25 protein-coding genes and 1 riboswitch are annotated in these 23,861 nt (G+C 64.4%); of the genes, 12 read left to right on the forward strand and 13 right to left on the reverse strand.

The features are described from left to right. Positions 1-97: 97 nt before the first annotated feature. The 7 genes from KF719_RS12710 to KF719_RS12740 all read right to left on the reverse strand — a co-directional run bounded on the left by KF719_RS12710 (position 98) and on the right by KF719_RS12740 (position 5,280). Positions 98-874, reverse strand: coding sequence for a hypothetical protein (locus KF719_RS12710; protein WP_293509076.1), 777 nt, complete (start codon positions 872-874; stop codon positions 98-100). Further along, positions 861-1,238, reverse strand: coding sequence for a hypothetical protein (locus KF719_RS12715; RefSeq protein WP_293509077.1), 378 nt, complete (start codon positions 1,236-1,238; stop codon positions 861-863). The genes KF719_RS12710 and KF719_RS12715 overlap by 14 nt, the downstream gene beginning before the upstream one ends. An 84-nt stretch (positions 1,239-1,322) precedes the next feature. Further along, the gene (locus KF719_RS12720) at positions 1,323-2,552 is read right to left on the reverse strand and encodes a methyltransferase domain-containing protein (RefSeq protein ID WP_293509078.1); all 1,230 of its coding nucleotides are present in this window, start codon (positions 2,550-2,552) and stop codon (positions 1,323-1,325) included. A gap of 225 nt (positions 2,553-2,777) precedes the next feature. Then, complete coding sequence (locus KF719_RS12725) at positions 2,778-3,632, reverse strand: MaoC/PaaZ C-terminal domain-containing protein (RefSeq protein WP_293509079.1); 855 nt, start codon at positions 3,630-3,632, stop codon at positions 2,778-2,780. A gap of 93 nt (positions 3,633-3,725) precedes the next feature. Beyond that, positions 3,726-4,160, reverse strand: coding sequence for a PaaI family thioesterase (locus KF719_RS12730; protein ID WP_293509080.1), 435 nt, complete (start codon positions 4,158-4,160; stop codon positions 3,726-3,728). Further along, a complete protein-coding gene (locus KF719_RS12735; protein ID WP_293509081.1) occupies positions 4,157-4,558 on the reverse strand; it encodes a PaaI family thioesterase in 402 nt (133 codons plus the stop codon). Before KF719_RS12735 ends, KF719_RS12730 begins: the two co-directional genes overlap by 4 nt. A 230-nt stretch (positions 4,559-4,788) precedes the next feature. Beyond that, on the reverse strand, positions 4,789-5,280 hold the full coding sequence (locus KF719_RS12740; RefSeq protein ID WP_293509082.1) for a hypothetical protein: 492 nt from the start codon (positions 5,278-5,280) through the stop codon (positions 4,789-4,791). A 123-nt stretch (positions 5,281-5,403) separates the two neighbouring features. On the opposite strand from KF719_RS12740, the gene KF719_RS12745 reads away from it, so the two are divergent. From KF719_RS12745 to KF719_RS12760, 4 genes are all read left to right on the forward strand, one after another. Next, positions 5,404-5,604 (forward strand): hypothetical protein, encoded by a 201-nt coding sequence (locus KF719_RS12745; RefSeq protein WP_293509083.1) that lies wholly within the window; start codon positions 5,404-5,406, stop codon positions 5,602-5,604. A gap of 23 nt (positions 5,605-5,627) precedes the next feature. Continuing rightward, positions 5,628-6,848 (forward strand): acetyl-CoA C-acyltransferase, encoded by a 1,221-nt coding sequence (locus tag KF719_RS12750; RefSeq protein ID WP_293509084.1) that lies wholly within the window; start codon positions 5,628-5,630, stop codon positions 6,846-6,848. Between the two features lie 67 nt (positions 6,849-6,915). Further along, positions 6,916-7,368: a MaoC/PaaZ C-terminal domain-containing protein gene (locus tag KF719_RS12755; RefSeq protein ID WP_293509085.1), complete on the forward strand. Its 453-nt coding sequence runs from the start codon at positions 6,916-6,918 to the stop codon at positions 7,366-7,368. Then, complete coding sequence (locus KF719_RS12760) at positions 7,369-7,680, forward strand: hypothetical protein (RefSeq protein WP_293509086.1); 312 nt, start codon at positions 7,369-7,371, stop codon at positions 7,678-7,680. A gap of 21 nt (positions 7,681-7,701) precedes the next feature. On the opposite strand, the gene KF719_RS12765 is transcribed toward KF719_RS12760, so the two are convergent. Continuing rightward, on the reverse strand, positions 7,702-8,904 hold the full coding sequence (locus KF719_RS12765) for an acyl-CoA dehydrogenase family protein (protein ID WP_293509087.1): 1,203 nt from the start codon (positions 8,902-8,904) through the stop codon (positions 7,702-7,704). A 40-nt stretch (positions 8,905-8,944) separates the two neighbouring features. Beyond that, complete coding sequence (locus KF719_RS12770; RefSeq protein WP_293509088.1) at positions 8,945-10,156, reverse strand: acyl-CoA dehydrogenase family protein; 1,212 nt, start codon at positions 10,154-10,156, stop codon at positions 8,945-8,947. A gap of 189 nt (positions 10,157-10,345) precedes the next feature. On the opposite strand from KF719_RS12770, the gene KF719_RS12775 reads away from it, so the two are divergent. Both KF719_RS12775 and KF719_RS12780 read left to right on the forward strand, forming a co-directional pair. Then, complete coding sequence (locus KF719_RS12775) at positions 10,346-12,169, forward strand: potassium/proton antiporter (protein WP_293509089.1); 1,824 nt, start codon at positions 10,346-10,348, stop codon at positions 12,167-12,169. Positions 12,170-12,355: 186 nt separating this feature from the next. After that, entirely contained in the window at positions 12,356-13,126 is a 771-nt protein-coding gene (locus KF719_RS12780; RefSeq protein ID WP_293509090.1) for an SDR family oxidoreductase, read from the forward strand. Between the two features lie 3 nt (positions 13,127-13,129). On the opposite strand, the gene KF719_RS12785 is transcribed toward KF719_RS12780, so the two are convergent. Next, positions 13,130-13,867 carry a type 1 glutamine amidotransferase gene (locus KF719_RS12785; RefSeq protein ID WP_293509091.1) on the reverse strand — a complete coding sequence of 246 codons (738 nt, stop codon included), beginning with the start codon at positions 13,865-13,867 and terminating at the stop codon, positions 13,130-13,132. A gap of 18 nt (positions 13,868-13,885) precedes the next feature. Next, entirely contained in the window at positions 13,886-14,839 is a 954-nt protein-coding gene (pip, locus tag KF719_RS12790) for a prolyl aminopeptidase (RefSeq protein WP_293510657.1), read from the reverse strand. Positions 14,840-15,190: 351 nt separating this feature from the next. On the opposite strand from pip, the gene KF719_RS12795 reads away from it, so the two are divergent. The 4 genes from KF719_RS12795 to KF719_RS12810 all read left to right on the forward strand — a co-directional run bounded on the left by KF719_RS12795 (position 15,191) and on the right by KF719_RS12810 (position 19,796). Then, positions 15,191-17,176 (forward strand): ribonucleoside-diphosphate reductase subunit alpha, encoded by a 1,986-nt coding sequence (locus KF719_RS12795; protein ID WP_293509092.1) that lies wholly within the window; start codon positions 15,191-15,193, stop codon positions 17,174-17,176. A gap of 73 nt (positions 17,177-17,249) precedes the next feature. Continuing rightward, a complete protein-coding gene (locus KF719_RS12800; protein WP_293509093.1) occupies positions 17,250-18,209 on the forward strand; it encodes a ribonucleotide-diphosphate reductase subunit beta in 960 nt (319 codons plus the stop codon). A gap of 143 nt (positions 18,210-18,352) precedes the next feature. Next, entirely contained in the window at positions 18,353-18,688 is a 336-nt protein-coding gene (locus KF719_RS12805) for an HU family DNA-binding protein (RefSeq protein ID WP_293510658.1), read from the forward strand. 130 nt (positions 18,689-18,818) lie between these two features. Continuing rightward, positions 18,819-19,796, forward strand: coding sequence for a hypothetical protein (locus tag KF719_RS12810; protein ID WP_293509094.1), 978 nt, complete (start codon positions 18,819-18,821; stop codon positions 19,794-19,796). Here the strand turns inward: KF719_RS12810 and KF719_RS12815 are convergent. Together KF719_RS12815 and KF719_RS12820 are read right to left on the reverse strand one after the other, a co-directional pair. Next, positions 19,768-20,409 (reverse strand): glutathione S-transferase family protein, encoded by a 642-nt coding sequence (locus KF719_RS12815; RefSeq protein ID WP_293509095.1) that lies wholly within the window; start codon positions 20,407-20,409, stop codon positions 19,768-19,770. The genes KF719_RS12810 and KF719_RS12815 overlap by 29 nt on opposite strands. Before the next feature lie 24 nt (positions 20,410-20,433). Then, on the reverse strand, positions 20,434-21,501 hold the full coding sequence (locus tag KF719_RS12820) for a Gfo/Idh/MocA family oxidoreductase (RefSeq protein WP_293509096.1): 1,068 nt from the start codon (positions 21,499-21,501) through the stop codon (positions 20,434-20,436). An 88-nt stretch (positions 21,502-21,589) separates the two neighbouring features. Here KF719_RS12820 and KF719_RS12825 point away from each other — a divergent pair, with 88 nt between their 5' ends. Continuing rightward, positions 21,590-22,522 carry an aldo/keto reductase gene (locus tag KF719_RS12825; RefSeq protein WP_293509097.1) on the forward strand — a complete coding sequence of 311 codons (933 nt, stop codon included), beginning with the start codon at positions 21,590-21,592 and terminating at the stop codon, positions 22,520-22,522. Further along, the gene (locus KF719_RS12830) at positions 22,519-23,592 is read left to right on the forward strand and encodes an LLM class flavin-dependent oxidoreductase (protein ID WP_293509098.1); all 1,074 of its coding nucleotides are present in this window, start codon (positions 22,519-22,521) and stop codon (positions 23,590-23,592) included. The genes KF719_RS12825 and KF719_RS12830 overlap by 4 nt, the downstream gene beginning before the upstream one ends. A gap of 6 nt (positions 23,593-23,598) precedes the next feature. Further along, a riboswitch (cobalamin riboswitch) is annotated at positions 23,599-23,800 on the forward strand. Positions 23,801-23,861: the final 61 nt, after the last annotated feature.

Here is a 23,861-nt window from a genome sequence, read left to right on the forward strand (position 1 = left end):
CGAAGCGGCGAAGCCGCGCAGGTGGGAAGGGTGAGGGGGAGCGGCATCTGCCGACGCTTCTAACTATCGGCACATTTCATGTCAATTTACCCGCGCCTCACCGCTTGAGCACCTCCGCCGCCTCCACGCCGTTCAGCACGTCCAGATAGAGCGCCTGCCGGCACGCGTCGAGACAGGCGATGATGTGGCGTGGCCGCGTCCCCGCCACATAGAAAAACAGATTGTAGCGCGCGCCCTCCGTCTCGCCCGGCAGCGCGATATTGCTCTGCGCGTCGAGCTGCCAGACCGCGTCGTAGGCCGGTAGCCGCGCGCCGTTGGAGGTTGCGGCGGCGAGCAGCGCATCGGCCCGCGCGCGCCGTGCTTCCGTTGCCTCCTCGCCGGCAAACGCCGTAAAGCGGATGTCGTAGCGCGGATCGAGCCCCGCGTCGCCGGGCGGCGTCGCGCCGGGCGCCAGCGCGAGAATCGAAATCGGGTCGGCCGAACCATGCGCCACCCATGCCTCGCCGCTCACCGGCACAAGCGCCTGACCTTGCTCCGCGCAAACCCGCACCAGCCAGCCGTCGAAAGGCGGCGGCACCGGGACGGTCGTGCCCTCCGGCGCGCGGGCGCACAGAAAATCCGCCACATCCGGCGTCGTCTCCGGCCGGCGCTCAGCCTGCGCTGCTTGCGCGGGGCGCGTCCCGGCGCGCCCGGCGCTGTCCGGCCGCGCCATCGGTATTGCCGGTAGAGCCCCGAGGGTCGCTTCAACCGTCGCGTCGGGCGCCATGTCGGGCAGCGGGTCGCCCGGCTCCCACACCGGCACACCCGCCGCCGGCGCCGCGGCACACATCGCCGCCGCCAGCATCAGCGCGGCAAGCCGCCTAGCGGCAGCCATCCGCACCGCAAACCTTGTTGAGCGGGTTCAGGTCGCCGCTGCGCGCCTCGTCCTCGCGCTTGAAATCGGTGGCATCGCCCGTCTTCCGGTTGAAGGCGTTCCAGGGCTGCTCGTTCGTCTCCGATTGGCCGAGCGTCACCGTCGTATCGCCGATCGAGAATTGTTGCGCGCCCCCGGCAGGCGGTCCGCCGAAGCCGCCGCCGTCAAGGCGTTGATACGCCTCTTCCGTGCCGCCCGGTCGCTCATAGGCGAAATCGTCCGGGCATGTTGCCAGCAGCCCACCCGCCTCGCAGGCGGCCTGCGCCGTTCCCCCGGCGGCGGCCCAGAACGCCACCCAGACGGCGAGCGCGAAAATTCGTGTCATCAAAAGCATCTCCCCCGCGAATATCGGCAGAATAGCGAGCTTTTCCACATGCCGGAAGTCCGCAGGGCTCCCTTTTTCGGGGCTTCACATCCGCCGCATCGTGCCGACGAAACTTTCAACCGGCTGCCGCTTTTCGGTCCGAAGCGCCGCGACACTGAGCGACACGGCCTCGAAGCCATGCGCTTGAGCCATTTCGCGCAGGTAAGCCTCGGTGTGACGAAAGCGCCGCGCCGGTCCGATCTCGTAGCCGGCATCCGCGGTTTCCGATTTCTCGGTCGAGAAAACGAACCAGCCGCCGCGCGCGAGAGCGGTGGCGAGGCTTGAAAAAAACGGCGCGAGATCGCCAAGATAAATCAGCGTATCGCAGGCAATGGCGAGGTCGAAGCGCGCATCCGCGCCATCCGCCAGCGCCGTCAGCAGGTCGCCGGTGACGATCGCGTCGTAGTGGCCGCCGGCCTGCGCCGCTGCCGTCATGCGCGGGCTGAGATCGACGCCCGTAAGCGACCGGCAGAACGGCCGGAACGCCGCGCCCGACAACCCCGTGCCGCAACCCAGATCGATCGCCGCATATCGTCCGTCGGCGGACAGTCCGGCCGCCTCGGCCGCGGCGCGCAAGGCCGCCGGCCCCATATAGGCAAGCGATCCCGTCATATGCGCGTCGTAGCGCGGTGCATAGCCGTCGAACAGTGCCCGCACATAGGCGGCGCTGGCGCGTTTCGGAGGTCCGGCCGCATCCATCTCGGCCAGGCGGATCGTGGCGCCGCGCCGGTCGGCGGGGTCGCATTGTAGCGAGGCGCGGAAATGTCGCGCCGCCCGCGCCGTCTCGTCCATCGCGCTCCAGGTCTCGCCGAGGCAGAAATGCGCCTCCGCCAGCGCCGCGCGCTCCGCTGCCGTGTCGCCGGTCGCCAGCCGGAGCACACGTTCGAAATCGCCGATCGCGCGCGGCACGTCGTCGGCGGCAAGCCGTGCATTGCCGAGCGCCAGCAAGACCTCGGCCGAACGTCCGTCGAGAAAGCTTGCCTCGGTCAGCAGCGACAGCGCCTCTTGATGCCGCCCGCAAAGCCCGAGCGCCCGGGCCATGGCGATCAGCGCGCCCGTTCCGGCGCTGCCGTCCTCGACCAGCGGCGCGATCAGCTCGATGGCATTTTCAGCTTCGCCCATGTCGATCAGGCAGCGCGCCAGCGCCGCGGCAAGACCGGGTGTCCGGCGGCCCGCCGTCCAGCTTGCCGCTTCGGCCTCGGCATGGGCGATCGCGGCCTCCCGCGCGCCTTCCGCCATCAGCGCTTCCATCCGCGCCAGAGGATCGTCCGCCAACGGTATATCTTCCGCGGCGGGCGGCGGGGCGGCGTCGGGAATACTGTCCCCGTCGGCCGGGGTATCCAGAAGCGGGGATATCATTTTTACGAGGCGCCCACGAAAACGCCGGACGGAGTTATCCCCGCCCGGCGTCCGGATTTATGCGCCCGTCCCGCACCCCTCGCAAGTGGCGCGCGAGAATTCGTGACAGTTTTTTGACAGGTCGATGACAGAGTCGCCGTTTTACCCCTTGAGCGTACACTTGCCATTGTTGATGACGACCGCGTCGCGCGCCTTGACCCGCGCCCGGAACGAGATGACGCCCTTGTCCTTCCAGAGGTCGACGGTGATCGTGTCGCCGGGAAAAACCGGCGCCGAAAAGCGCACATCGAAGCCGGTGATCTGCGTCGGATCGTAGTCGAGCGCCTTCGAAATGATCGCGCGGCAGCAGGTGCCGTAGGTGCAAAGCCCGTGCAGGATCGGCTTCGGGAAGCCGACCGCCTTGGCGAATTCGGGATCGGAGTGCAGCGGGTTGCGGTCGCCGGAAAGTCGATAGAGAAGCGCCTGTCCCGGAAGGGTTTCGGCGTCGACGCTCATGTCCGGTTCGCGTTCGGGCAACGCATGCGGTTGCGGTGCGCCTTCGCGCGGTCCGCCGAAGCCGCCGTCGCCGCGCGCGAAGATCGTCGATGTCAGCGTGCAGAGTTTGTCGCCGCTCTTCTTCTCGTTGATGCTGGTTTCGGTAACGATGATCGCGCCCTTGCCTTCGCCCTTGTCCCAGGCGCCGACGACGCGGCTGTCGGTCACGATCTGCGCGGCCACCGGCAAAGGCTTGTAGAGCTTCAGCTTCTGCTCGCCATGCACGACCATCGCATAATTGATACCGCTGTCGCCGATGGCGCCCGCGCCCCATGAAATCACGGTCGCCAGCGTCGGCACGGTTTTCAGATTCTTCTCATAGACGAACGGCAATTCCTTTTCGTCCATCGGGTCGCGCCCGAAACCGACACCGAGCGCATAGAGCATCGTCTCGCGGTCGCCATAGCTGAATTCCTGGCCCGAGGCTTTCAGCCCCATCAGCACGTCGTAATTGATGGCCATTTCTGGCTCCTCCCTTGGCTTTTTTGAAGTCTGTTGGGCCCTAGCAAAGCCGCTCGCGCGGGCATTGTCCAGCCGCAAAGAAGGCGCCGGCCGTCAGCGCGCGCCGAGCACTTTCCACAGGCTCGTCGCGGTCGCGACATCGGCGCCGCCGACCGAGAACCGCCCGGAAACGAACACGACGGCGCGCGTGACGCGGTCGACCTGCGTCCGGCATTCGATAAGGTCGCCCGCACGCGCTTCGGCAAGAAAGCTCGCCTGCATGCTCAGCGTCACGCAGTCGCCGCCCGCCGCGCGATTGGCCGCGCCGCCGAGAAACGCATCGGCAAAGGTCATCAACATGCCTTCATGCACGGCGCCCGTTTCGTCGACATGCCGCGCATCGGCAATGAAGGAAAACAGGCGCGCACCGTCGCTGTCCGTTCGTTCGAACAGCGGCCCGACATAAGCCTCGAATGGATCGTGCAGCGCCGAAACGCGCCAGCCCTCGGGCGGCGTCACGTTCGCGGGCGAGGGCAGAGGATCGCTCACGCCGCGTCCTGTTCCCTGATCGCGTAGACGCCGGTCGCCGTCATCAGGATGCGCGTCCCGACGCGCAGCTCGCCCGAGATGAAGAGCACCGTCCGCGTCGCCCGCGTCACGTGTGCACGGCCCTCGACCTTATCGCCGCGCTCGCCGGCGCTGACGAAATCGCAATTGAGCGACAGCGGCTTTGCCTGCGCGTCCGGCGCCTTGGCGCCCGCGGTTTCCTTCGCCACCTGCCCGAGCACGATGGAGGCAAGCGCCATCATCATCCCGCCATGCAGCCGGTCGGCGCCGTTGAGGTGACGATCTTCGATTTCGAATTCAAAAGCGCCGCCGCTTTCGGCGCGCAGCACCGGCCCGGCATAGGCGCCGAAGCCGCTCGTATCGACGGGGGACAGGCTCATGTAAGCGACCGGAAGGTGAGGGGATACCAATGGGGCTTTATCTAGACGCTCAGGCGCGCGGAAACAAGAACGGCGGCTCGCCCGTTCGGGATGCCGCCGTAAATATTCTAGGGGAAGGGTGAAGGGCCCGGCGCCGCCCCCCGGTGGGGGTGGGGTGAGGGAGGGGCGACGCCGGACCTTTCGAGGAATGCGGCGGCTTGTGAGGGACAAACCGCCGCGGAGGAACCTTCTTAGACGTCGGATGCGAGGCCGGGCTGGATGGCGATCCAGCGCTCGGGCACGCCGTTTTCCATCAGCGTTTCGGCGACGGCGGCGGCGCGGCGTTCGGCCGCTTCCTGCGTTTCATAATCGGCGCGCATGATCGCGGGCGAGGGCGCGACCGTGATGTCGGTGAGGCCGCGATAGGTGATTTCCTCGGCGACAGCGCGCAGCACCGTCCGCGCATCCGCGCCCGGCTGGGTGCGGCCTTCGGCGAAATAAACGGGGAAGGTGATGCGCTTTGTATCGTCGATGCCGTAGCCGGATGCGCGCGAGGCGGCGGGGTCAATGGCGCTGACAAGGATCATGCGCGTCTCGATCCCCGTGGCGGCGTCGGCCGCTGTGTTCTCGATTGCGGGGCGCGGCAGCGGCATGGGGTCGGAAGCAACCGCCGTCTTCGCGGCCAGCGCCGCGCCGATGGCGGTGGTGAAACCGAGAGCCGTGACGATCATCAGCCGTTTCATGGTCTTGTCCCCTTTGCACGATGCGCCGCATCCTGCGGCCGTTTCGATGGGGCCAACATGGCCCCCGAATGTGGCCCGAGCCGGGAGCGCAAGCGGCGCTTACGGGGAATTTTCAAGGCGGGAATGAGGCAGGCGCTGTGCCGCCTGCCTGTTCAAAATCCGACAGGAAAGCCTCGCAAACGCTACGGAATCGGCCCGAGATTCCGCTTTGAAGGGGTCGGCAAGGCGTTTATGGTGCGCCTCAAAGCGCCGGACCCCCTCAAAAAGGCGGGCAAAAACGCCGGGCCGGCCGCCATTCGCAACCGGGCATCCAATAAAGCCTGATCAACCCCCTCGGGAGACCGTCCATGTCCAGAGAAGCAGTCATCGTGTCCACCGCCCGCACCGGCCTTGCCAAGGCCGGCCGCGGCGGTTTCAACAACACCCATGGCGCGGCCATGGCCGGCCACGCGATCAAGCACGCCATCGAGCGCGCCAAGATCGACCCGGCGAAGGTCGAAGACGTCATCATGGGCTGCGGCGCCCCGGAAGGCGCGACCGGAATGAATGTCGGCCGCCTCGCGGCGATCTGGGCCGGCTGCCCGGTCACGACGTCGGGCACCACGGTCAACCGTTTCTGCTCCTCGGGCCTGCAGACCATCGCGATGGCCGCCGGCCGCATCGTCAACGAAGGCGTGCCGGTCATGGTTGGCGCGGGCGTCGAGTCGATCTCGCTCGTGCAGATGGGCGGTCAGAACTACAACCGCTTGACCGAAGAAAAGCTGATGCAGGAAAAGCCCGAGCTCTGGATGGCGATGATCGAGACCGCCGAAATCGTTGCCGAGCGCTACAATGTCAGCCGCGAATATCAGGACGAATACTCGTTCCGCAGCCAGCAGCGCATCGCCGCCGCGCAGCAGGGCGGTATCTTCAAGGACGAAATCGTCCCGATGAAAACCAAGATGAAGGTCGTCAACAAGGAGACGGGCGAGGAATCGCTGGTCGACTACACGGTCGACAAGGACGAGTGCAACCGTCCCGAGACGACGCTTGAAGGCCTCTCCTCGCTGAAGCCGGTTTTCAAGAACGGCCAGAAGGTGAAGGAAGGCAAATACGTGACCGCCGGCAATGCCTCGCAGCTTTCGGACGGCGCTGCCGCCGTCGTGCTGATGGAGCGCAAGGAAGCCGAAAAGAACGGCTCCGACATTCTCGGCATCTTCCGCGGCTTCGCCGTCGCCGGTTGCGAGCCCGACGAAATGGGCATCGGCCCGGTCTTCGCCGTGCCGCGCCTGCTCGAGCGCCACGGCCTCAAGGTCGACGACATCGACCTCTGGGAACTGAACGAAGCCTTCGCGAGCCAGTGCCTCTACAGCCGCGACCGTCTCGGCATCGACCCCGAGAAGTACAATGTCAATGGCGGCTCCATCGCCATCGGCCACCCCTTCGGCATGACCGGCGCGCGCTGCACCGGCCACATCCTGCTCGAAGGCCGCCGCCGCAAGCAGGCCGGCCAGAACGTCAAATACGGCGTCGTCACCATGTGCATCGGTGGCGGCATGGGTGCTGCCGGTCTCTTCGAATTCGCATAAGCGACTTCGCGGTCTATGCTTCGGGCCCGCGTGGAAACGCGCGGGCCCTTTGCTTTGGAGGAGAGCGATGCGTTACTTCGACGATTTTGTTGTGGGCGAGCGGCACGACATCCCGGCGACTTACGAAATGACGAAGGACGAGATCGTCTCCTTCGCCAAGAAGTGGGATCCGCAACCCTTCCATGTCGATGAGACCGCCGCCGCGAAATCGATCTACGGAACGCTGACCGCCTGCGGCACGCATATCCAGGCCGTGGTGCTTTTCCTCGCCGCGCGCCTGCCCGAAGAAACCGCCGTCATTGGCGCGCTGGGTTATGACGAGGTGCGGTTCCTGAAAGCCGCGAAACTGGGCGACACGCTCCGTCTCGTCATCGAATGTATCGAGACGAAGCCTTCATCGTCAAAACCCGACCGCGGCGTCGTCAAGAACTGCCACATCCTGATGAACCAGAACGATGAGACGATCTTCACCCAGACGACAACGCTGCTGATCGCGCGCGACTTGAAGGGAGGCGACTAGATGATCGTCTTTCGCATCTTGTCGGCGGTTCTCGGCCTTGCTTTTGCGGTGGCCATCATCTGGGGATTTGTCGCGGGCGGTTCCGTGGTGCCGGTCCTGGCACTGATGCTGGCGGAACCCTGGGGCGTGGTGACGCTGGCCGATCTGTATCTAGGATTCGTGTTGGTGGCAGGGCTTGTCGTCCTGCTTGAACCGGAGCGGAGGAACGGCGTGTTGTGGGGCATCGCCATTCTCCTGCTCGGCAATGTCATCACTGCCGCCTGGATCGCGCTTCGATTGCCGCATGTTCTGGCCAGGTTCAAGGCCGCCTAGGCGCAGCGGTCTCTAACGCCGCTAAAGTCCCAGCACCAGCTTCGCCATGATGCCGCGCTGAACCTCGTTCGAGCCGCCATAGATGGAGGCCGCGCGATTGTTGAGATAGGTCGGCATGAAAACCATGCCGTCCGCCGGGCCCACGGGCGCGACATTCGATCCGGGCGCCCGTGCGTCGCGCTGCTCGACGCCGGAATAATAGGCGATGGTCTCGACGGCGATTTCGTCGAGGCGCTGGCGCATCTCGGTGCCGCGCGTTTTCAGCATCGAGGAGGCGGGGCCGGGGTTTTTGCCGCCGGCGAGCTCCGCCATCACGCGGTGCTCGGTCATCTCCATCGCCTTCACCTCGATTTCCGCTTCGGCGATCTTGCGCGCGAATGTTGCGTCGTCGATCAGCCGCTTACCGTCGCCGGCGCGTTCGCTCGCCGCTACTTCGCGGATTTTTTCGATGCCGACTTCGAGTGACGCCGCGAAGGCGCCGCCGCGTTCGAATTCGAGCAGATATTTCGCCACCGTCCAGCCCTGGTTCTCCTCGCCGACGATGTTCTTCTTCGGCACGCGCACATCGTCGAAGAAAACCTGGTTCACCTCATGCTCGCCGGCCAGCGTGATGATCGGTTCGACCTTGATGCCCGGCGTGTCCATGTCGAGCAGCAGGAAAGTGATGCCCTGTTGCGGCTTGCCGCTTGCGTCGGTGCGCACAAGGCAGAACATGCGATTGGCGAAATGCGCATGCGTGGTCCAGATCTTGGTGCCGTTCAGCACATAATCGTCGCCGTCGCTCACCGCCTTCAGCTGCAGCGAGGCAAGGTCGGAGCCCGAGCCCGGCTCCGAATAGCCCTGGCACCAGTAGTCCTCGCCGGAAAGAATACGCGGCAGGTAAAAGGCCTTCTGCTCGGGCGTGCCGAACTTCATCAGCATCGGCCCGCACATGCGAAGCCCCATCGGCGAGAGACCGGGCGTGCCGGCGCGCGTGCATTCCGAGGTCCAGATATATTTCTGCATCTCGCTCCAGCCGGTGCCGCCATATTCGACCGGCCAGCTCGGCGCCACCCAGCCCTTCTTGTAGAGCACCTTCTGCCAGGCAAGGTTCCATTCCCGGTCGGTGAAAACCGATGTCGTCAGCCGCCCCGCCTCGGCGAGTTCCGGCGTCAGGTTCTCGTCGAGAAAAGCGCGCACTTCGTCGCGAAAGGCCGCATCGGCGGGCGTGAGATCGAGATTCATCGTTCTGCTTCTTTGCGTTGCGACCTGCGGGTGCCGGAGATCAAAGCCCCAGCACGGCCTTGGCCATGATGTTGCGCTGAACCTCGTTCGAGCCGCCGAAAATCGTCTGCGCCCGCGTGTTGAGATATTTCGGCATCACCATCAGCGTGTGGTCGGGCCCGACGGGCTTGGTGTTCGAACCCCATGTACGCGCCTCAATCACGTCCGGCTGGACGTAATAGGCGATCGCCTCGACGCCGAGCTCGGTGATCTTCTGGTTGGTGTCGGCGCCGCGCAATTTGATGATGGAAGCCGCCGCGCCCGGATTCTGCCCGTTGGAAAGCTGCGACATGATGCGGTGCTCGGTGAATTCGACCGCCGTCACTTCCACTTCCGTCTCATCGAGCTTGCGCCGAAACGCCGGATCGTCGATCAGCTTCGAGCCGTCGCCCGCATGTTCGGTGCCCGCCACCACGCGAAGCTTGTTGAGCGCATTGCGCAGATTGGCGCCATGCGCCGCGCCGCCGCGTTCGAATTCGAGCAGGTATTTGGCAACCGTCCAGCCATTGTTCTCGGCGCCCACGCGGTTTTTCTTCGGCACACGCACATCGTCGAAGAAAACCTGGTTCACTTCATGGTCGCCCGCCAGCGTGATGATCGGGTCGACCTTGATCCCCTTGGCCTGGAAATCGTCGATCAGGATGAAGGAAATCCCTTCCTGCTTCTTCGCCGCGTTGGGGTCCGTGCGGACGAGGCAGAACATCTTGTTCGACTGATGCGCGCCGGTGGTCCAGAGCTTGGTGCCGTTGATGATGTAGTCGTCGCCGTCGGAGGTGGCGCGGCATTGCAGGCTGGCGAGGTCCGATCCCGAGCCCGGCTCCGAATAGCCCTGGCACCACCAGTCTTCGCCGGCGAGGATGCGCGGCAGGTAGTAAGCCTTCTGCTCGTCCGTGCCGTGGCCCATCAGCGTGGGCCCGACCATCGAGAGGCCCATGTTGGAACTGACGGGCGCGCCGGCCGCCGCGCATTCCGACGACCAGATGAAGCGCTGCATCACGTTCCAGCCCGCGCCGCCATATTGTTTGGGCCAGGCAGGCGCGGCCCAGCCGCGCTTGTGAAGCCGCTTCAGCCATTCGACGCGCAAATCCTGATCGGCCAGAATGCCGGGCGTAAGGCGCGCATGCGCCTTCAGATCATCCGTCAGGTTCTCGGCAAGAAACGCCCTGACCTCGTCGCGAAACGCGACATCTTCGGCCCGCATGGCGAGATCCATCTCATCCTCCCGTTTTTGTCGGTTCCGCGCCCTTTTTTGTCGGCGGTCCGGTTGTTATTTGTCCTACACTATATCCGAGCATGTAGCTGTCTTGCCATTTTTCCGGGCCATTGTCTGACGTAGGGGAACCTTGAGCGAAGCGCCTCAGGCCCGCCGCGGCAAAAATGCCGGAGCCGGAGTGAGTCGCCGATGGATTTCGCCAACCAGATCATTCTGGTTTCCGCCGCCCTGATCACCTTCTCGATCTTTGCGGGCGTCCTTTCCTCGCGGATCGGCGCACCCTTGCTGCTGGTCTTTCTGGCCTTCGGCATGCTGGCCGGCGAGGACGGACCGGGGGGCATTGTCTTTCACGATTTCTCGGTCGCCTATCTCGTCGGCTCCTTTGCGCTGGCCCTGATCCTGTTCGACGGCGGATTGCGGACGAGCCGCGAGGCGCTGACCCGCGCTTTCGGCCCCGCCGTGTTGCTGGCGACTGTCGGTGTCGTGCTCACCGCGGCGATCACCGGACTTGCGGCGAAGTTCCTGTTCGGGCTCGGCTGGGCCGAAGCGATGCTGCTCGGCGCCATTGTAGGTTCGACCGACGCGGCGGCGGTGTTTTTCCTGCTGCATCTGCGGGGCTTGCGCCTGAAATCGCGTGTGGCCGCCACGCTCGAGGTCGAGTCGGGCGTCAACGACCCGATGGCGATTTTTCTCACCCTGGCGCTGGTCACGATCATCATTCACGGTCAGGCCATCGCCAGTTGGGAATCGGCGCTCGACTTCTTCTGGGATTTTCTCTGGCAGATGGCGGGCGGCATCATATTTGGCCTGCTCGGCGGCGCCTTCGTGCTGCGCGCGGTCAACCGGCTGGAACTTTCGGCCGGCCTCTACCCGATCCTTGCCGGCGCCTTGGCGCTTCTGGTCTTCGCGTTGACGCAGAGCGTGGGCGCAAGCGGCTTTCTGGCGGTCTACCTGGTCGGCTTCACGCTCGGCAACAATCCGCACCGGGCGACCAGCGAGATCGCGCGCTTTTCCGACGGCATGGCCTGGCTCGCCCAGATCGGCATGTTCCTGATGATGGGCCTGCTGGTCACACCCTCGGCGCTTTTGCCGGTGCTCCTGCCGGCGCTTGGCGTCGCGCTGGTGCTGATTGTCGTTGCCCGTCCGGTCGCGGTGGTTCTGTGCCTCCTGCCCTATCGCTTCGCGCCGCGCGAGACGGCTTTTGTTTCCTGGGTCGGCCTGCGCGGTGCCGTGCCGATCTTCCTTGGCACCATTCCGATTCTCTCCGGTGTCGAGGGCGCCCACACGATGTTCAGCGTGGTCTATGTGATCGTGCTGGCCTCGCTGATCCTGCAGGGCTGGACCGTGTCCTGGGCCGCGCGCCTTGCCGAGGTCGAGTTGCCGCCGCGCGCCGCGCCGCGCCGCCGCGTCGAGCTTGATCTTCCGGCGGGCAAGGGCAAGAGCGTCGTTGCCTATACCGTCGATCCGATGAGCATTCTGGCGCTCCGCCATATGACGCGGCTGCCCCTGCCGGCGGGCACCAGCGTCATTTCGGTGATGCGCGACGGCATCGTCCGCACCGAAGGGCTCAACGAGGGTGTCATGCCCGGCGATGTCGTGATGATGCTGACGACGGCCGACGCGGTGGCGACGCTCGATCGGCTGTTCGGCGTCCGCAAATCGCGCGCCAAGGCGAAGGATGCCGGCATGATCGACTTCGTGCTGGACGCGAGCGCCGGCGCCGCCTCCATTGCCGACATCTACGGTCTGGCCTTCGAGCCCGAGGAGCGGCCGCTGACGCTGGAGGAATTCATGCGCTCCCGGCTCGGCAAGGATGTCAAGGAAGGCGCCCGCACCCGGGTCGGCGGCGTCGAACTGATCGCGATGCAGGTGAGCGACGGTTCGGTGCATCAGGTCGGCCTCGACCTCGATCCGCCGCCGCGCGAAACCACCCTGACGACGTTGCGCACGCGCCTTGTTGAAATGTTGCGCTTCCTCCGTGAGCAGTTCCTGGCCGACAACGCCCGTTCCTGAGCCCTTGGTCCGATGCGTTGTGCCCGCCAGAGCGTTTCCAGGTGAAGTGCCACCTTTGGGATAAAGGTGGCGGGTCACCGTCCGGAAACGCGACAAAACAAGGGCTTAGAGTCGATCATCGTTTCCACGAAACGATGATCGACTCTAAGGTGCCGCCAACGGAACCAGCAAAACAAGGAACGCATCATGGATCTCGGTCTCAGGGGCAAGAAGGCGATCGTCACTGGCGGCACACGCGGCATCGGCCGCGCCATCGCCGAGACGCTGGCGGCGGAAGGCGCGGATGTCGCCATCTGCGCCCGCAACGCCGATCAGGTGAACGAGGCCGTGGCCGCGCTCTCCAAAAAAGGCGTCAAGGCGCTGGGCGGCACCGCCGACATCGCCGACGGCGCGGCCCTGAAAAAATGGATCGCGGACACGGCAAAAGCGTTGGGCGGCCTCGACATTCTGGTTGCCAATGCAAGCGCGCTTCAAAACGGCAACGACGAAAAGTCCTGGCGCGCCTGCTTCGAAATCGACGTGCTCGGCGCCGTCAACGCCTTCGAGGCGGCGCTGCCCTTCCTCACCGAGGCGGCGAAGAAGTCGGGCGATGCTTCGGCCACCTTCATCTCATCGATCTCGGCGGCCGAAAGCGATGGCGCCAATTCCTATGGCGCGTTGAAGGCGGCGCAAATCCATCACGCCAAGGGCCTCGCGCGTCAGCACGCGGGTGCGCATGTGCGGGTCAACACAATCTCGCCCGGTACCGTCTATTTCAAGGGTGGCGTCTGGGACATGATCGAGCAACACATGCCCGACACGTTCAAGCAGGCGATGGAACGCAATCCGACCGGCCGCATGGCGACGCCGCAGGACATAGCGAATGCGACGGTCTTTCTCGCCAGCCCTGCATCTTCTTTCACCACGGGAACGAACCTCGTGGTCGATGGCGCGATCTCCCGGCGTGTGAATTTCTGAAACTCAGGCGAACGCCATCCAGCGCCGCATGACGCGCCGCGCAAACGCGTCCTGCGGCCCAAGATGCGCCGCGATCTGCGGTTCGATCAGCGCCTCGATTTCCGGCAGGGGCTTCTTTTCGGCTTTTGCGCGGAAGACACTCCAGCCGTCGAGCCCCTCGCGCGTCATCTCGAGGTGAAACTGGAACGCATAGGTGCGGGCGCCGATGCGAAAGGCCTGGCTGGGGCAGGTCGCGCGCGTCGAAAGCGGCACCGCGCCATCCGGCATATCGAACGTATCGCCGTGCCATTGCATGATCGAAAGCCCCTGCGGCGCATCCTTCAGCAATGGGTCGGCCGCCGCCCCGTCGAGCCATGTTTGCGGCAGGAAGCCCCATTCCTCATGCGTATCGAGCTTGTCGCGCATCCGGTAGACCGGCGCGCCGAAGGCGCTCGCCACCAGCTGCGAACCGAGGCAGACGCCCATCACCGGCTTTTCCGCGCCGTGAAAATCGCGGATCAGCGCCCGCGTCTTTTCGATGAAGGGATAGCGCGCCTCCTCGTAGACGCCCATCACGCCGCCCATCACCACCAGCCCGTCGAACCCCTCGGCCGTTTCCGGCACGTCGCGTTTCGCGCCGGTCGCAAGGTCCGTCGCCTCGGTCGTATGGATCAGCGTTGCCGCCGCGCCGGCGCGGGCCGCTTCGTCCAGCAGCACGCCGGGCCCGGAATCGAGCGCGTTGACGAGATAGAGAATGTGCATGGGCCCGCCGCTCAGTCCTCACGCCTTCGCGAACCGGTCGCTCGCCCGGACCATCACATCGACAATGCCGGGTTCGGTCGCCGTGTGGCCCGCATCGGCCACGATGTTGAGCTCGACGCCGGGCCAGGCCTTCGAAAGTTCCCAGGCCGTGAACATCGGCGTCACGACGTCGTAGCGCCCCTGCGCGATGACGCCGGGAATGCCGGCAAGCCGCCCTGCATCGCGGATCAGCTGGTCCTGCGGCTCGAAAAAGCCCTTGTTCATGAAGTAGTGGCATTCGATCCGCGCGAAGGCGAGGGCGAAGTGCCCGTCGGCGAAGCGCTTGACGCGTTCGGGGTCGGAATAGAGCGACAGCGTCGTCCCCTCCCAGATGCTCCAGGCCCGCGCGCAGGCGAGCTTCTCGGCCTCGTTGTCGCCGGTCAGCCGCTTGTAATAGGCGGCCATCAGGTCGCCGCGTTCAGGCACAGGGATCGGGGCAACGAATTCCTCCCAGGCATCGGGGAAGAGCGCGTCGGTGCCTTCCTGGTAAAACCAGTGCAATTCGCGCGGCCGGAGCGTGAAAATGCCGCGCAGGATGATTTCAGCAACGCGGGCAGGGTGCGTCTCGGCATAGGCGAGCGCCAGCGTCGAGCCCCAGGAGCCGCCGCAAAGCTGCCAGCGCTCAAGACCCAGATGTTCGCGCAACCGTTCCATGTCGGCGACGAGATCCCATGTCGTGTTCTCGGCAAGCTCGGCATGCGGCGTCGACTTCCCGCAGCCGCGCTGGTCGAACAGGATGATTCGATAGGCGTCCGGATTATGCGTGCGCCGCATTGTCGGGTTGGTGCCGCCGCCGGGGCCCCCATGCACGATGACAACGGGTTTGCCCTTCGGATTGCCGCACTCCTCGAAATAGATGCTGTGCAAATCGGACACTTTCAGCGTCCCCGTCCGGTAGGGCTCGATCTCGGGATAGAGCGTCCGGCGGCTCATCGCTTCGGGTGTCGCGTCGGGCATGGGGTCTTGTCCTCGGGTGGCGAAGGGCGGAATCAACTCATTGAATATGCAACGGAAATTTCCCCGGCCGCCACCCCGGCCCGGCGCCGTTTACCATTTTTTTGCTGCGTAGCTCATACTACCGATTGACCTCGGGGCACGGCCAGCTACTATATCTGGACGCGCTCTGCCCATTGGGGGTTCGAACCGAGGCGGCGGCGCAATCATGAACCTTTTGAGTTCTGCCCGCTGTATGGGGCAGGGAGACGGCGATGGTTTATCCAGCCGCCGGGGCGGTGACTTTGTGCCTGTCGGGTGCGGCCGATAAGGGCAAATCGGGGGACAAGAATGCTGAACGACACGTCGAAAGCGGTGGACATGAGTGAGGTCGAGGCCGGCCTGTCGGCAATGATTACGGGCGATGCGCGGGTCAACCGCGTGCGCGCCGGTTCGCGCGTCCAGGCCGAACCGGAAATGGTTTTCGGCGAGCAGTATCAGGCCGTCCAGTTGGATGGGCGCCCCCGGGTGAAGGTCGATCATGCGCGCGACGCGCTGCTGACCGAATTCGGCAAGGCGACGCTGCGCGACCGCTATCTGATGCCGGGCGAGTCCTATCAGGACATGTTCGCCCGCGTGGCCTCGTTTTACGCCGACAAGGGCGATACGGCCCATGCGCAGCGCCTCTACGACTATATTTCCCGCCTCTGGTTCATGCCGGCGACGCCGGTGCTGTCGAATGGCGGCACCCAGCGCGGCCTGCCGATTTCCTGCTTCCTCAACGAAGCCAGTGACAGCCTTGATGGCATTGTCGGCCTCTGGAACGAGAATGTCTGGCTCGCCGCCAAGGGCGGCGGCATCGGCTCCTATTGGGGCAATCTGCGCTCGATCGGCGAAACCGTCGGCGGCAACGGCAAGACCAGCGGCATCATCCCCTTCATCCGCGTGATGGATTCGCTGACGCTCGCCATCAGCCAGGGTTCGCTGCGCCGCGGCTCGGCGGCGGTCTATCTGCCGATCGACCACCCCGAGATCGAGGAATTCATGGAAATGCGCCGCCCGACCGGCGGCGACCCGAACCGCAAGGCGCTGAACCTGCATCACGGCGTGCTGGTGTCGGATGCCTTCATGCGCGCCGTCGAGGCGGATGCCGAATGGGCGCTGCTGAGCCCCAAGGACAAGACGGTCCAGAAAACCGTCTCGGCCCGCTCGCTCTGGATCCGCCTGCTGACCTCGCGCATCGAAACCGGCGAGCCCTACATCATCTACAAGGACACTGTGAACAACGCGCGCCCCGAGCACCACAAGCTCGCCGGCCTCGAAGTGAAAACGTCCAACCTGTGCGCCGAGATCACGCTCCCGACCGGCATCGATCAGCATGGCGAGCAGCGCACGGCCGTCTGCTGCCTCTCCTCGCTCAATCTCGAAACCTACAACGAGTGGCAGGACCACCCGACCATCATCGAGGACGTGATGCGCTTCCTCGACAATGTGCTGCAGGATTTCATCGACCGCGCGCCCGGCGAAATGGCCCGCGCCAAATACGCCGCCATGCGCGAGCGTTCGGTCGGCCTCGGCGTCATGGGCTTCCACTCCTACCTGCAGGCCAACATGATCCCCTTCGAGGGCGTCATGGCCAAGGTCTGGAACAAGCGCATGTTCACCCGCATCAAGGAAGGCGTCGACGCCGCCTCGAAAAAGCTGGCGGAAGAGCGGGGCGCCTGTCCCGACGCGGCGGATTACGGCTTCAACGAGCGCTTCTCCAACAAGACGGCGATTGCGCCCACCGCGTCAATCTCGATCATCACCGGCGGCACCTCGCCGGGCATCGAGCCGATCGCGGCGAACTCTTTCACGCATAAAACGCTCTCGGGCTCCTTCAACGTCCGCAACCGTCACCTGACGAAACTGCTGGAACAGAAGGGCCGCAACGACGACGAAACATGGTCCTCCATCGTCACCAGCGGCGGCTCGGTGCAGCATCTCGATTTCCTGTCGGACGACGAGAAGGACGTCTTCAAGACCGCCTTCGAACTCGACCAGCGCTGGGTCGTCGAACATGCGGGCGACCGCGCGCCGCTGATCGATCAGGCGCAGTCGGTCAACCTCTTCCTCGCCGCCGACGTGCACAAGCGCGACCTCAACAAGCTCCATATTCTGGCCTGGAAGCAGGGCGTGAAGAGCCTCTATTACTGCCGCTCGCTGTCGATCCAGCGCGCCGAAAAGGCCGAAGTGGTTTCGCTGGTGCCGGCGAAAAAGCTCAACGTGATGACGCTCGATCAGGTGGCGGCCGAAGCGCAGTCCAACGACTACGAAGAATGCCTCGCCTGTCAGTAACACGTTAACAGCATGGCCCGGTGTCAAACCGGGCCATTCGTGTCTCTAACCCATTCGGCAACGAGAACAGCCCATGTCACTCCTCGAAGAACGTCACGTCTACAAGCCCTTCCGCTACCCCTGGGCCTATGACGCATGGCTGACGCAGCAGCGCATCCACTGGCTGCCGGAGGAAGTGCCGCTGGCCGACGACGTGAAGGACTGGGCGAAAAAGCTGACCGAGCCCGAACGCAACCTGCTGACGCAGATTTTCCGCTTCTTCGTGCAGGCCGACGTCGAAGTGAACAATTGCTACATGAAGCATTATTCGCGCGTCTTCAAACCGACCGAAGTGCAGATGATGCTGGCCGCCTTCTCCAACATCGAGACGGTTCATATCTCGGCCTACAGCCACCTGCTGGACACGATCGGCATGCCGGAAGCCGAATACGAAGCCTTCCTGAAATACGACCAGATGAAGGCCAAGTTCGACTACATGCAGGAATGGGGCGTCGAGACGAAGGAAGACATCGCGAAGACGCTGGCCGTCTTCGGCGGCTTCACCGAGGGCGTGCAGCTATTCGCCTCCTTCGCGATCCTGATGAACTTCCCGCGCTTCAACAAGATGAAGGGCATGGGCCAGATCGTGACATGGTCGGCCCGCGACGAGTCGCTCCACACCGTCTCGGCCATGAAGCTTTTCCGCACCTTCATCGACGAGAACCCGGAAATCTGGACCGAGAACCTCCGCAACGACATCTACAAGGCCTGCGAAACCATCATCCATCACGAGGACGCCTTCATCGACCTCGCCTTCGAAATGGGCGGCGTCGAGGGCCTCTCGGCGCAGGAAGTGAAGGATTACATCCGCTACATCGCCGACCGCCGCCTGGTGCAGCTCAACCTGCAGCCGATCTACCGCACCGAAAAGAACCCGTTGCCCTGGATGGACGAGATGCTGAACGGCATCGAACACACCAACTTCTTCGAGAACCGCGCCACCGAATATTCCAAGGCCTCGACGCGCGGCACATGGGATGAGGCCTTCGAATAAGGGTTTTTTCGCGCGCCCGCGCATCCGAGCCACTGTTATCAACAGTTTTTCGCTCCGATGCCCGTCAAATATGAACTTATTGCTTGGACGAATCGCGCGACTCAGTGAATATCGTCCCGAACTTATCCGAGGGAATTCAAATCATGGCCACTAAACCCGCTGCCAAGAAGGCTCCTGCCGCCGCCAAAAAGGCGCCGACTGCGCCGACCGTCCCGATGTCGAAGCTGATCGCCGAACTGGCCGAAAAGCACGGCATGTCCAAGAAGGCCGCGACTGAGCTGTTCAGCGATTTCGTTGAACTGACGGTCAAGAACCTGAAAAAGGGCAACAAGGTCCGTCTCACGGGCCTCGGCATTCTCCAGGTCCGCAAGCGCGCCGCCCGCATGGGCCGCAACCCGGCGACCGGCGAAGCCATCAAGATCAAGGCGTCGAAAAAGGTCGCCTTCCGCGTCGCGAAGGACCTGAAGGAAGCCGTCTAAGGCTTTCTTGCGGCAAACTTCCAAAGTCACGGAAAGCCCGGCTCCGCGAGGAGCCGGGCTTTTGCGTGTCCCAGATTGCCCGCACCCCGTGAACCGGAAATCGCCACATTGCCGGTCTAGCTCTTCTCTCATGCGCCTCGCCCTCGCCACGCTCACGTTTTGCCTTGCCGCCACGGCCGCCGCCGCCGCACCCGTCTGCGCGACGCGTGACGAGCCCGCCCCGGCGCTCTCCCGCCTTCAGGACGCGATGGCCGAGGGCCGCTTCGTCGCCTACCAGCCGACCGAACTGAAGATCTGGGACGGCAACCCCGTGCAGGCGAGCGAGGTTTCGATCCGCGCCGATCTCGAGACGCTGCGCCCCTGGTTCGACGGCCTCATCACCTATGGCGCCCATAGCGGCGCTGAGCTCGTTCCGAAAATCGCCGAAGAGCTCGGCTACCGCGCCGTCGTCATGGGCATCTGGGACATCGAGGACGAAGTCGAGATCGAAAATGCGCTCGCCGCCCGCCGCGCCCATCCCGATATTGTCGTCGGCATCTCGCTCGGCAACGAGATCGTCTTCGGCAATCGCGGCGATTGGACGGCGCTGAAAGGCGCGATCGAAAAGCTGCGCGCCCACGCGCCGATGCTGCCGCTGACGGTGACGGAACCTTTCGCGACCTTCCTCGAACCCGAGGCCGCGCCGCTGCTCGCCGAACTTGATTTTCTGGCCGTCAACATCCACCCGGTCTTCGAGCCCTGGTTTGCCGAGGCGCCGCCGGCCAACTGGGCCGACTTTGTCGTGCGGGTCGTGGCGCGGCTCGGCGGCGAAGCCTTCTGCGGCCCCATCCTCGTCAAGGAAACCGGCGTACCGACCGGACCACGCGAAAAGAATTTCGACGAGGCGAAGCAGGCCGCCTTCTACGCCGAAATGACGAAGGCGCTGCCGCCCGCGCGTGAACGCGCCTTCGCCTTCTTCTCCGCATTCGATGCGCCGTGGCGCATCTACGACTTCAATCCGGTGCCGGGCCACCACCCGGAAGAAGCCCATTGGGGCCTCTTCACCGAAGACCGGAAGCCCAAGCGCGCGATGAAGGAACTCATGCCGATTTCGGCGCCTGCTCGCTGAGCGGCACGCTGGCCGCCGCCTTGATGAAGGCCGGCCGCGCCGAAATCCGTTCGTAATATTTCACGACATTCGCAAACGGTTCGAGCGGCACGAAGCCCTTCGCCAGATGCACGCTGTAGCCGACATTGGTGTCGACCGCGCTGAAGCCGCTTTTGAGCAGGTACTCGCGGTCGGCGAGGTGCTTGTCGACCACTTCAAGCGCCTTTTCGAGCCGCCGCGATTCGAGCTTCTGCACGACGGGCGAGCGCTCTTCCTTCGCGATGAAAACCTTCTGCTGCACAAGGCTCGCGCCATGCACGGCCATCGTCTCGGCATAATGCAGCCAGATCAGCCATTCGGTGCGTTCGGCATGTCCAGGCGCGCGGTGCAGCTTTCCTTGCGGGTCGTAATGCTCGCCGAGATATTGCGCGATGGCGCCCGACTCGAAAACCGAAACGCCGTCATCGACAAGACAGGGCACGCGCCCCAAAGGCGAGATCGCCAGATATTCCGGCGTCCTCAGGCCCTCCATGCTGAAAGGCAGCTCCTTCAGCTCGAATTCGATGCCCATTTCGTAAAGCAGCCAGAGCGAGCGCATCGAGCGTGCGCCGTTGCAATGATAAAGCGTCAGCATGTCGGTTCCCGTTTCTTGTGGTTTCTAAAGCCCGAATTCGCTCATCGATACGGGCCGCCCTTCATCAATGGAGCGGTGCGCAGCAAGACCCATCGCCACGGCTCTCAATCCATCATCCGCAGTCACCTGCGCCGGGCCGTTTTCGCGGATGGCCCGCTGGAAGGCCAGGTGCTGATAGTAGGATGCGCCGTGATGATATCCCGCTTTCAGCACATCGTCCCGCACGGCCACATGTTCCACTTCCACTTTTTTCGGCTGCCGCGTCCCGAACACGAGATTGCTCTCCGGTATCAGGCATTCGATCTTGCCGCTGTCGCCGACGGCCGACATTTCCTCCTGGTTGCGCGATCCCTCTGCAAACATGCACAGATCGTGCATCGCGCGAACCCCGTTGGCGAAATCGACAATCACGAAGGCGTTGTCGAGGATGTCGGGCACGGCGCCGTCATAGCGTTCGTCGAGATGATTGACGTCCTGGCCGCCGCTGGCATAGATGCGCACCGGCTCCGACTGCACGACATGGCGCATCATGTCGAAATAGTGACAGCTCTTTTCGACCAGCGTGCCGCCCGTGTTGCGGCTGAATCGATTCCAGTCGCCGATTTTCTTGAGGAAGGGAAAGCGGTGTTCGCGAATGGCGAACATCTTGAGACGGCCCGTCCGCCCGCCATGCACTTCCTCGACAAAACGCGTCACCGGCGGCATGTAACGATATTCCATGCCCACCCAGAAGACGCCCTTGTGCGTCTTCGCACGCGCGGCGGCCTTCCGCGCGTCCTCGATCGTCGTGCAAAGCGGCTTCTCGCAAAGCACATGCAGCGACGTTTCGAATATGTCGTCCAGAACCGCCGCATGCGTGTAGTTCGGTGTCGCCACGATCACGGCATCGACCGCGCCCGACGCCAGCATGTCGCGATAATCGTCATGAACCGCGATCTCGCCTTCGGCCGTCGCGCGGCCCCAGTCGCGCGAGCCTTGATGCGGGTCGGCAATTGCCGTGACGCGCGCACCGGGGATGATGTTGATGTTCATGATGTGCTCGATGCCCATCATGCCGGAACCGATGATCCCGTAGCGGATCGTGTCGCTCAATTCTGCCTCCCGGATCGCCTTTCGGCCCTCGTGTGCCGCCCGCCTTGCCGCTAGACTGCCCGGCAACAACAGGAAACGGCCTTTTCCCATGACCGCTCTCTCCATATCGCCCAACCCGCGCCCTCTCGGCAAGAGCGGGCTCGAAGTCTTTCCCGTCGCCTGGGGCATGTGGCGCTTTGCCGGCGTCGATCTGAAGACGGCGCGCGCCCGCATCGACGCCGCCCTCGAAGCCGGAATCACGCTCTTCGACACCGCGGATGTCTACGGCCTCGACAATGCTCGCCCCTTCGGCGCGGCCGAGGCGCTGCTCGGCGATGTCCTGAAGGAGGCGCCCGGTCTTCGCGACAAATTCGTCCTCGCCACAAAATGCGGCATCGAACCGGGCACGCCTTACGATTCGAGCGGGGCCTACCTGCGCAAGGCGCTCGACGCCTCGCTTTCCCGCATGAAGGTGGAGCGTGTCGAGCTCTTTCAGATACACCGCCCCGACATGCTCGCCCATCCGGCGGATGTCGCCGCCGCGCTGACGAAGCTCCGCGCCGAGGGAAAATTCGCGCATCTCGGCGTTTCAAACCACATGCCCGCCCAGGTCGCCGCTCTTCAGGCCCATCTCGATTTTCCCATCGCGACGCAACAGCCGGAGTTTTCCTGCTGGGCCGTCCAGCCGCTCTTCGACGGCACGCTCGCCCAGTGCATGGAGATGGGTCTCGGCGTCCTCGCCTGGTCGCCGCTCGCGGGCGGCCGCCTCGGCATGCCGGCGGAGGAAGCATCGCGCGGGCCGGACGGTGCGCGTCTTTCCGGCCTCATTGCGAAGCTCGATGAAATTGCCGCCCGCGAAGGGGTCGCGCGCGAGGCCGTCGCCGTCGCCTTCGTCCTCGCCCATCCGGCGAAAATCGTGCCCATCATCGGCTCGCAGCAACCCGCCCGCATTACCCGCGTCGCCGATGCGCTGAAGGTGAAGCTCTCCCGCGCCGACTGGTACGGCATCCTCCAGACCTCGATGGGAGCGCGCCTGCCATGAGCCACCCAGCGGAAGTCTCATGGTTCTCGGCGCTTTGCGACGACGATTATGAATTCATGGGTGAGCACGACCCGGCGCTTGCAAGCTCGCTCGATCATTGCCGCGACATTGTCATGCGCGCGGAAGAGGGCGGTTTCGACAACATCCTCTTGCCGTCGGGTTATGCGCTCGGTATCGACAGCATCGGTTTTGCGGGCGCCGTCGCGCCGCTCCTGAAGCGCATGCAGCTTCTGGTCGCCGTCCGCTGCGGCGAGATGTGGCCACCCCAGCTCGCGCGTCAGCTCGCAACGCTGGACCACATGCTGCATGGCCGCCTCACCGTCAATATCATCTCCTCGGACCTCCCGGGCGAAGCGCTCGACAGCGCGCCGCGTTACGCGCGCACGCTCGAAGTCATGGAAATCCTGCGCACACTTCTCTCCGGTCGTCATCTGTCGCACAAGGGAGAGTTCTACAATCTGGAGCTCGATCCGCCGCGCATCGCCGGTCCGCATGATCGCCCGCCGCCCTTCTATTTCGGCGGCCTCTCGGATCACGCGCGCGACGTCGCAGCCCGCGCGGCGGATGTCTTCCTGATGTGGCCGGATCGCATCGAGAACATCCGCGCCGTACTCGACGACATGCGCCAGCGCGCCTCCGCTCATGGCCGGACATTGCGTTTCGGCTATCGCGTTCACGTGATCGTTCGGGAGACGGAAGCCGAAGCCCGCGCCGCCGCCCGCCGCCTCATGTCGAAGCTCGACGATGCGGCAGGCGAGGCGATCCGGAAGAAGTCGCTCGACGCCACATCTTTCGGCGTTCGCCGGCAGGCCGAAATGCGCGACGAGGCCGACGATGAGGGCTTTGTCGAAGACAATCTCTGGACGGGCATTGGCCGTGCGCGTTCGGGCTGCGGCGCGGCCATTGTCGGCGATCCCGATCAGGTCCTGAAGAAGATCGAGGCCTATCGCGCTCTCGGCCTCGATGCGTTCATCTTTTCCGGTTATCCCCATGCGGCGGAATGTGACCTCTTTGCGCGTCATGTGCTGCCGCGGATCGATCACGCGCCGCTCTTTTCCCGTGGCGCCTGAGCGTCTACACTCCGCGCCGCCGAAGGTGCCCCGGCCGCAAAGCCGGGGTTAAAAGGGAACGTCCGCGCATTCTCGCAATGTCAGGGCGGCTGCCCCCGCAACTGTAGGCGGCGAGCTCTCTTCTCAAGCGCCACTGGACCCGTCCGGGAAGGTAGGGGAGGGCAAGGACCCGCAAGCCAGGAAACCTGCCTCGGCTGTCGTCCGTCTCCGGGCCGGGGTGTGCCGGGAGGGAGCGGGTTTCCGCGCGCGGCGACATCTTTGGGATGTGA

The organism is Parvibaculum sp. (assembly GCF_019635935.1).
Lineage (GTDB): Bacteria > Pseudomonadota > Alphaproteobacteria > Parvibaculales > Parvibaculaceae > Parvibaculum.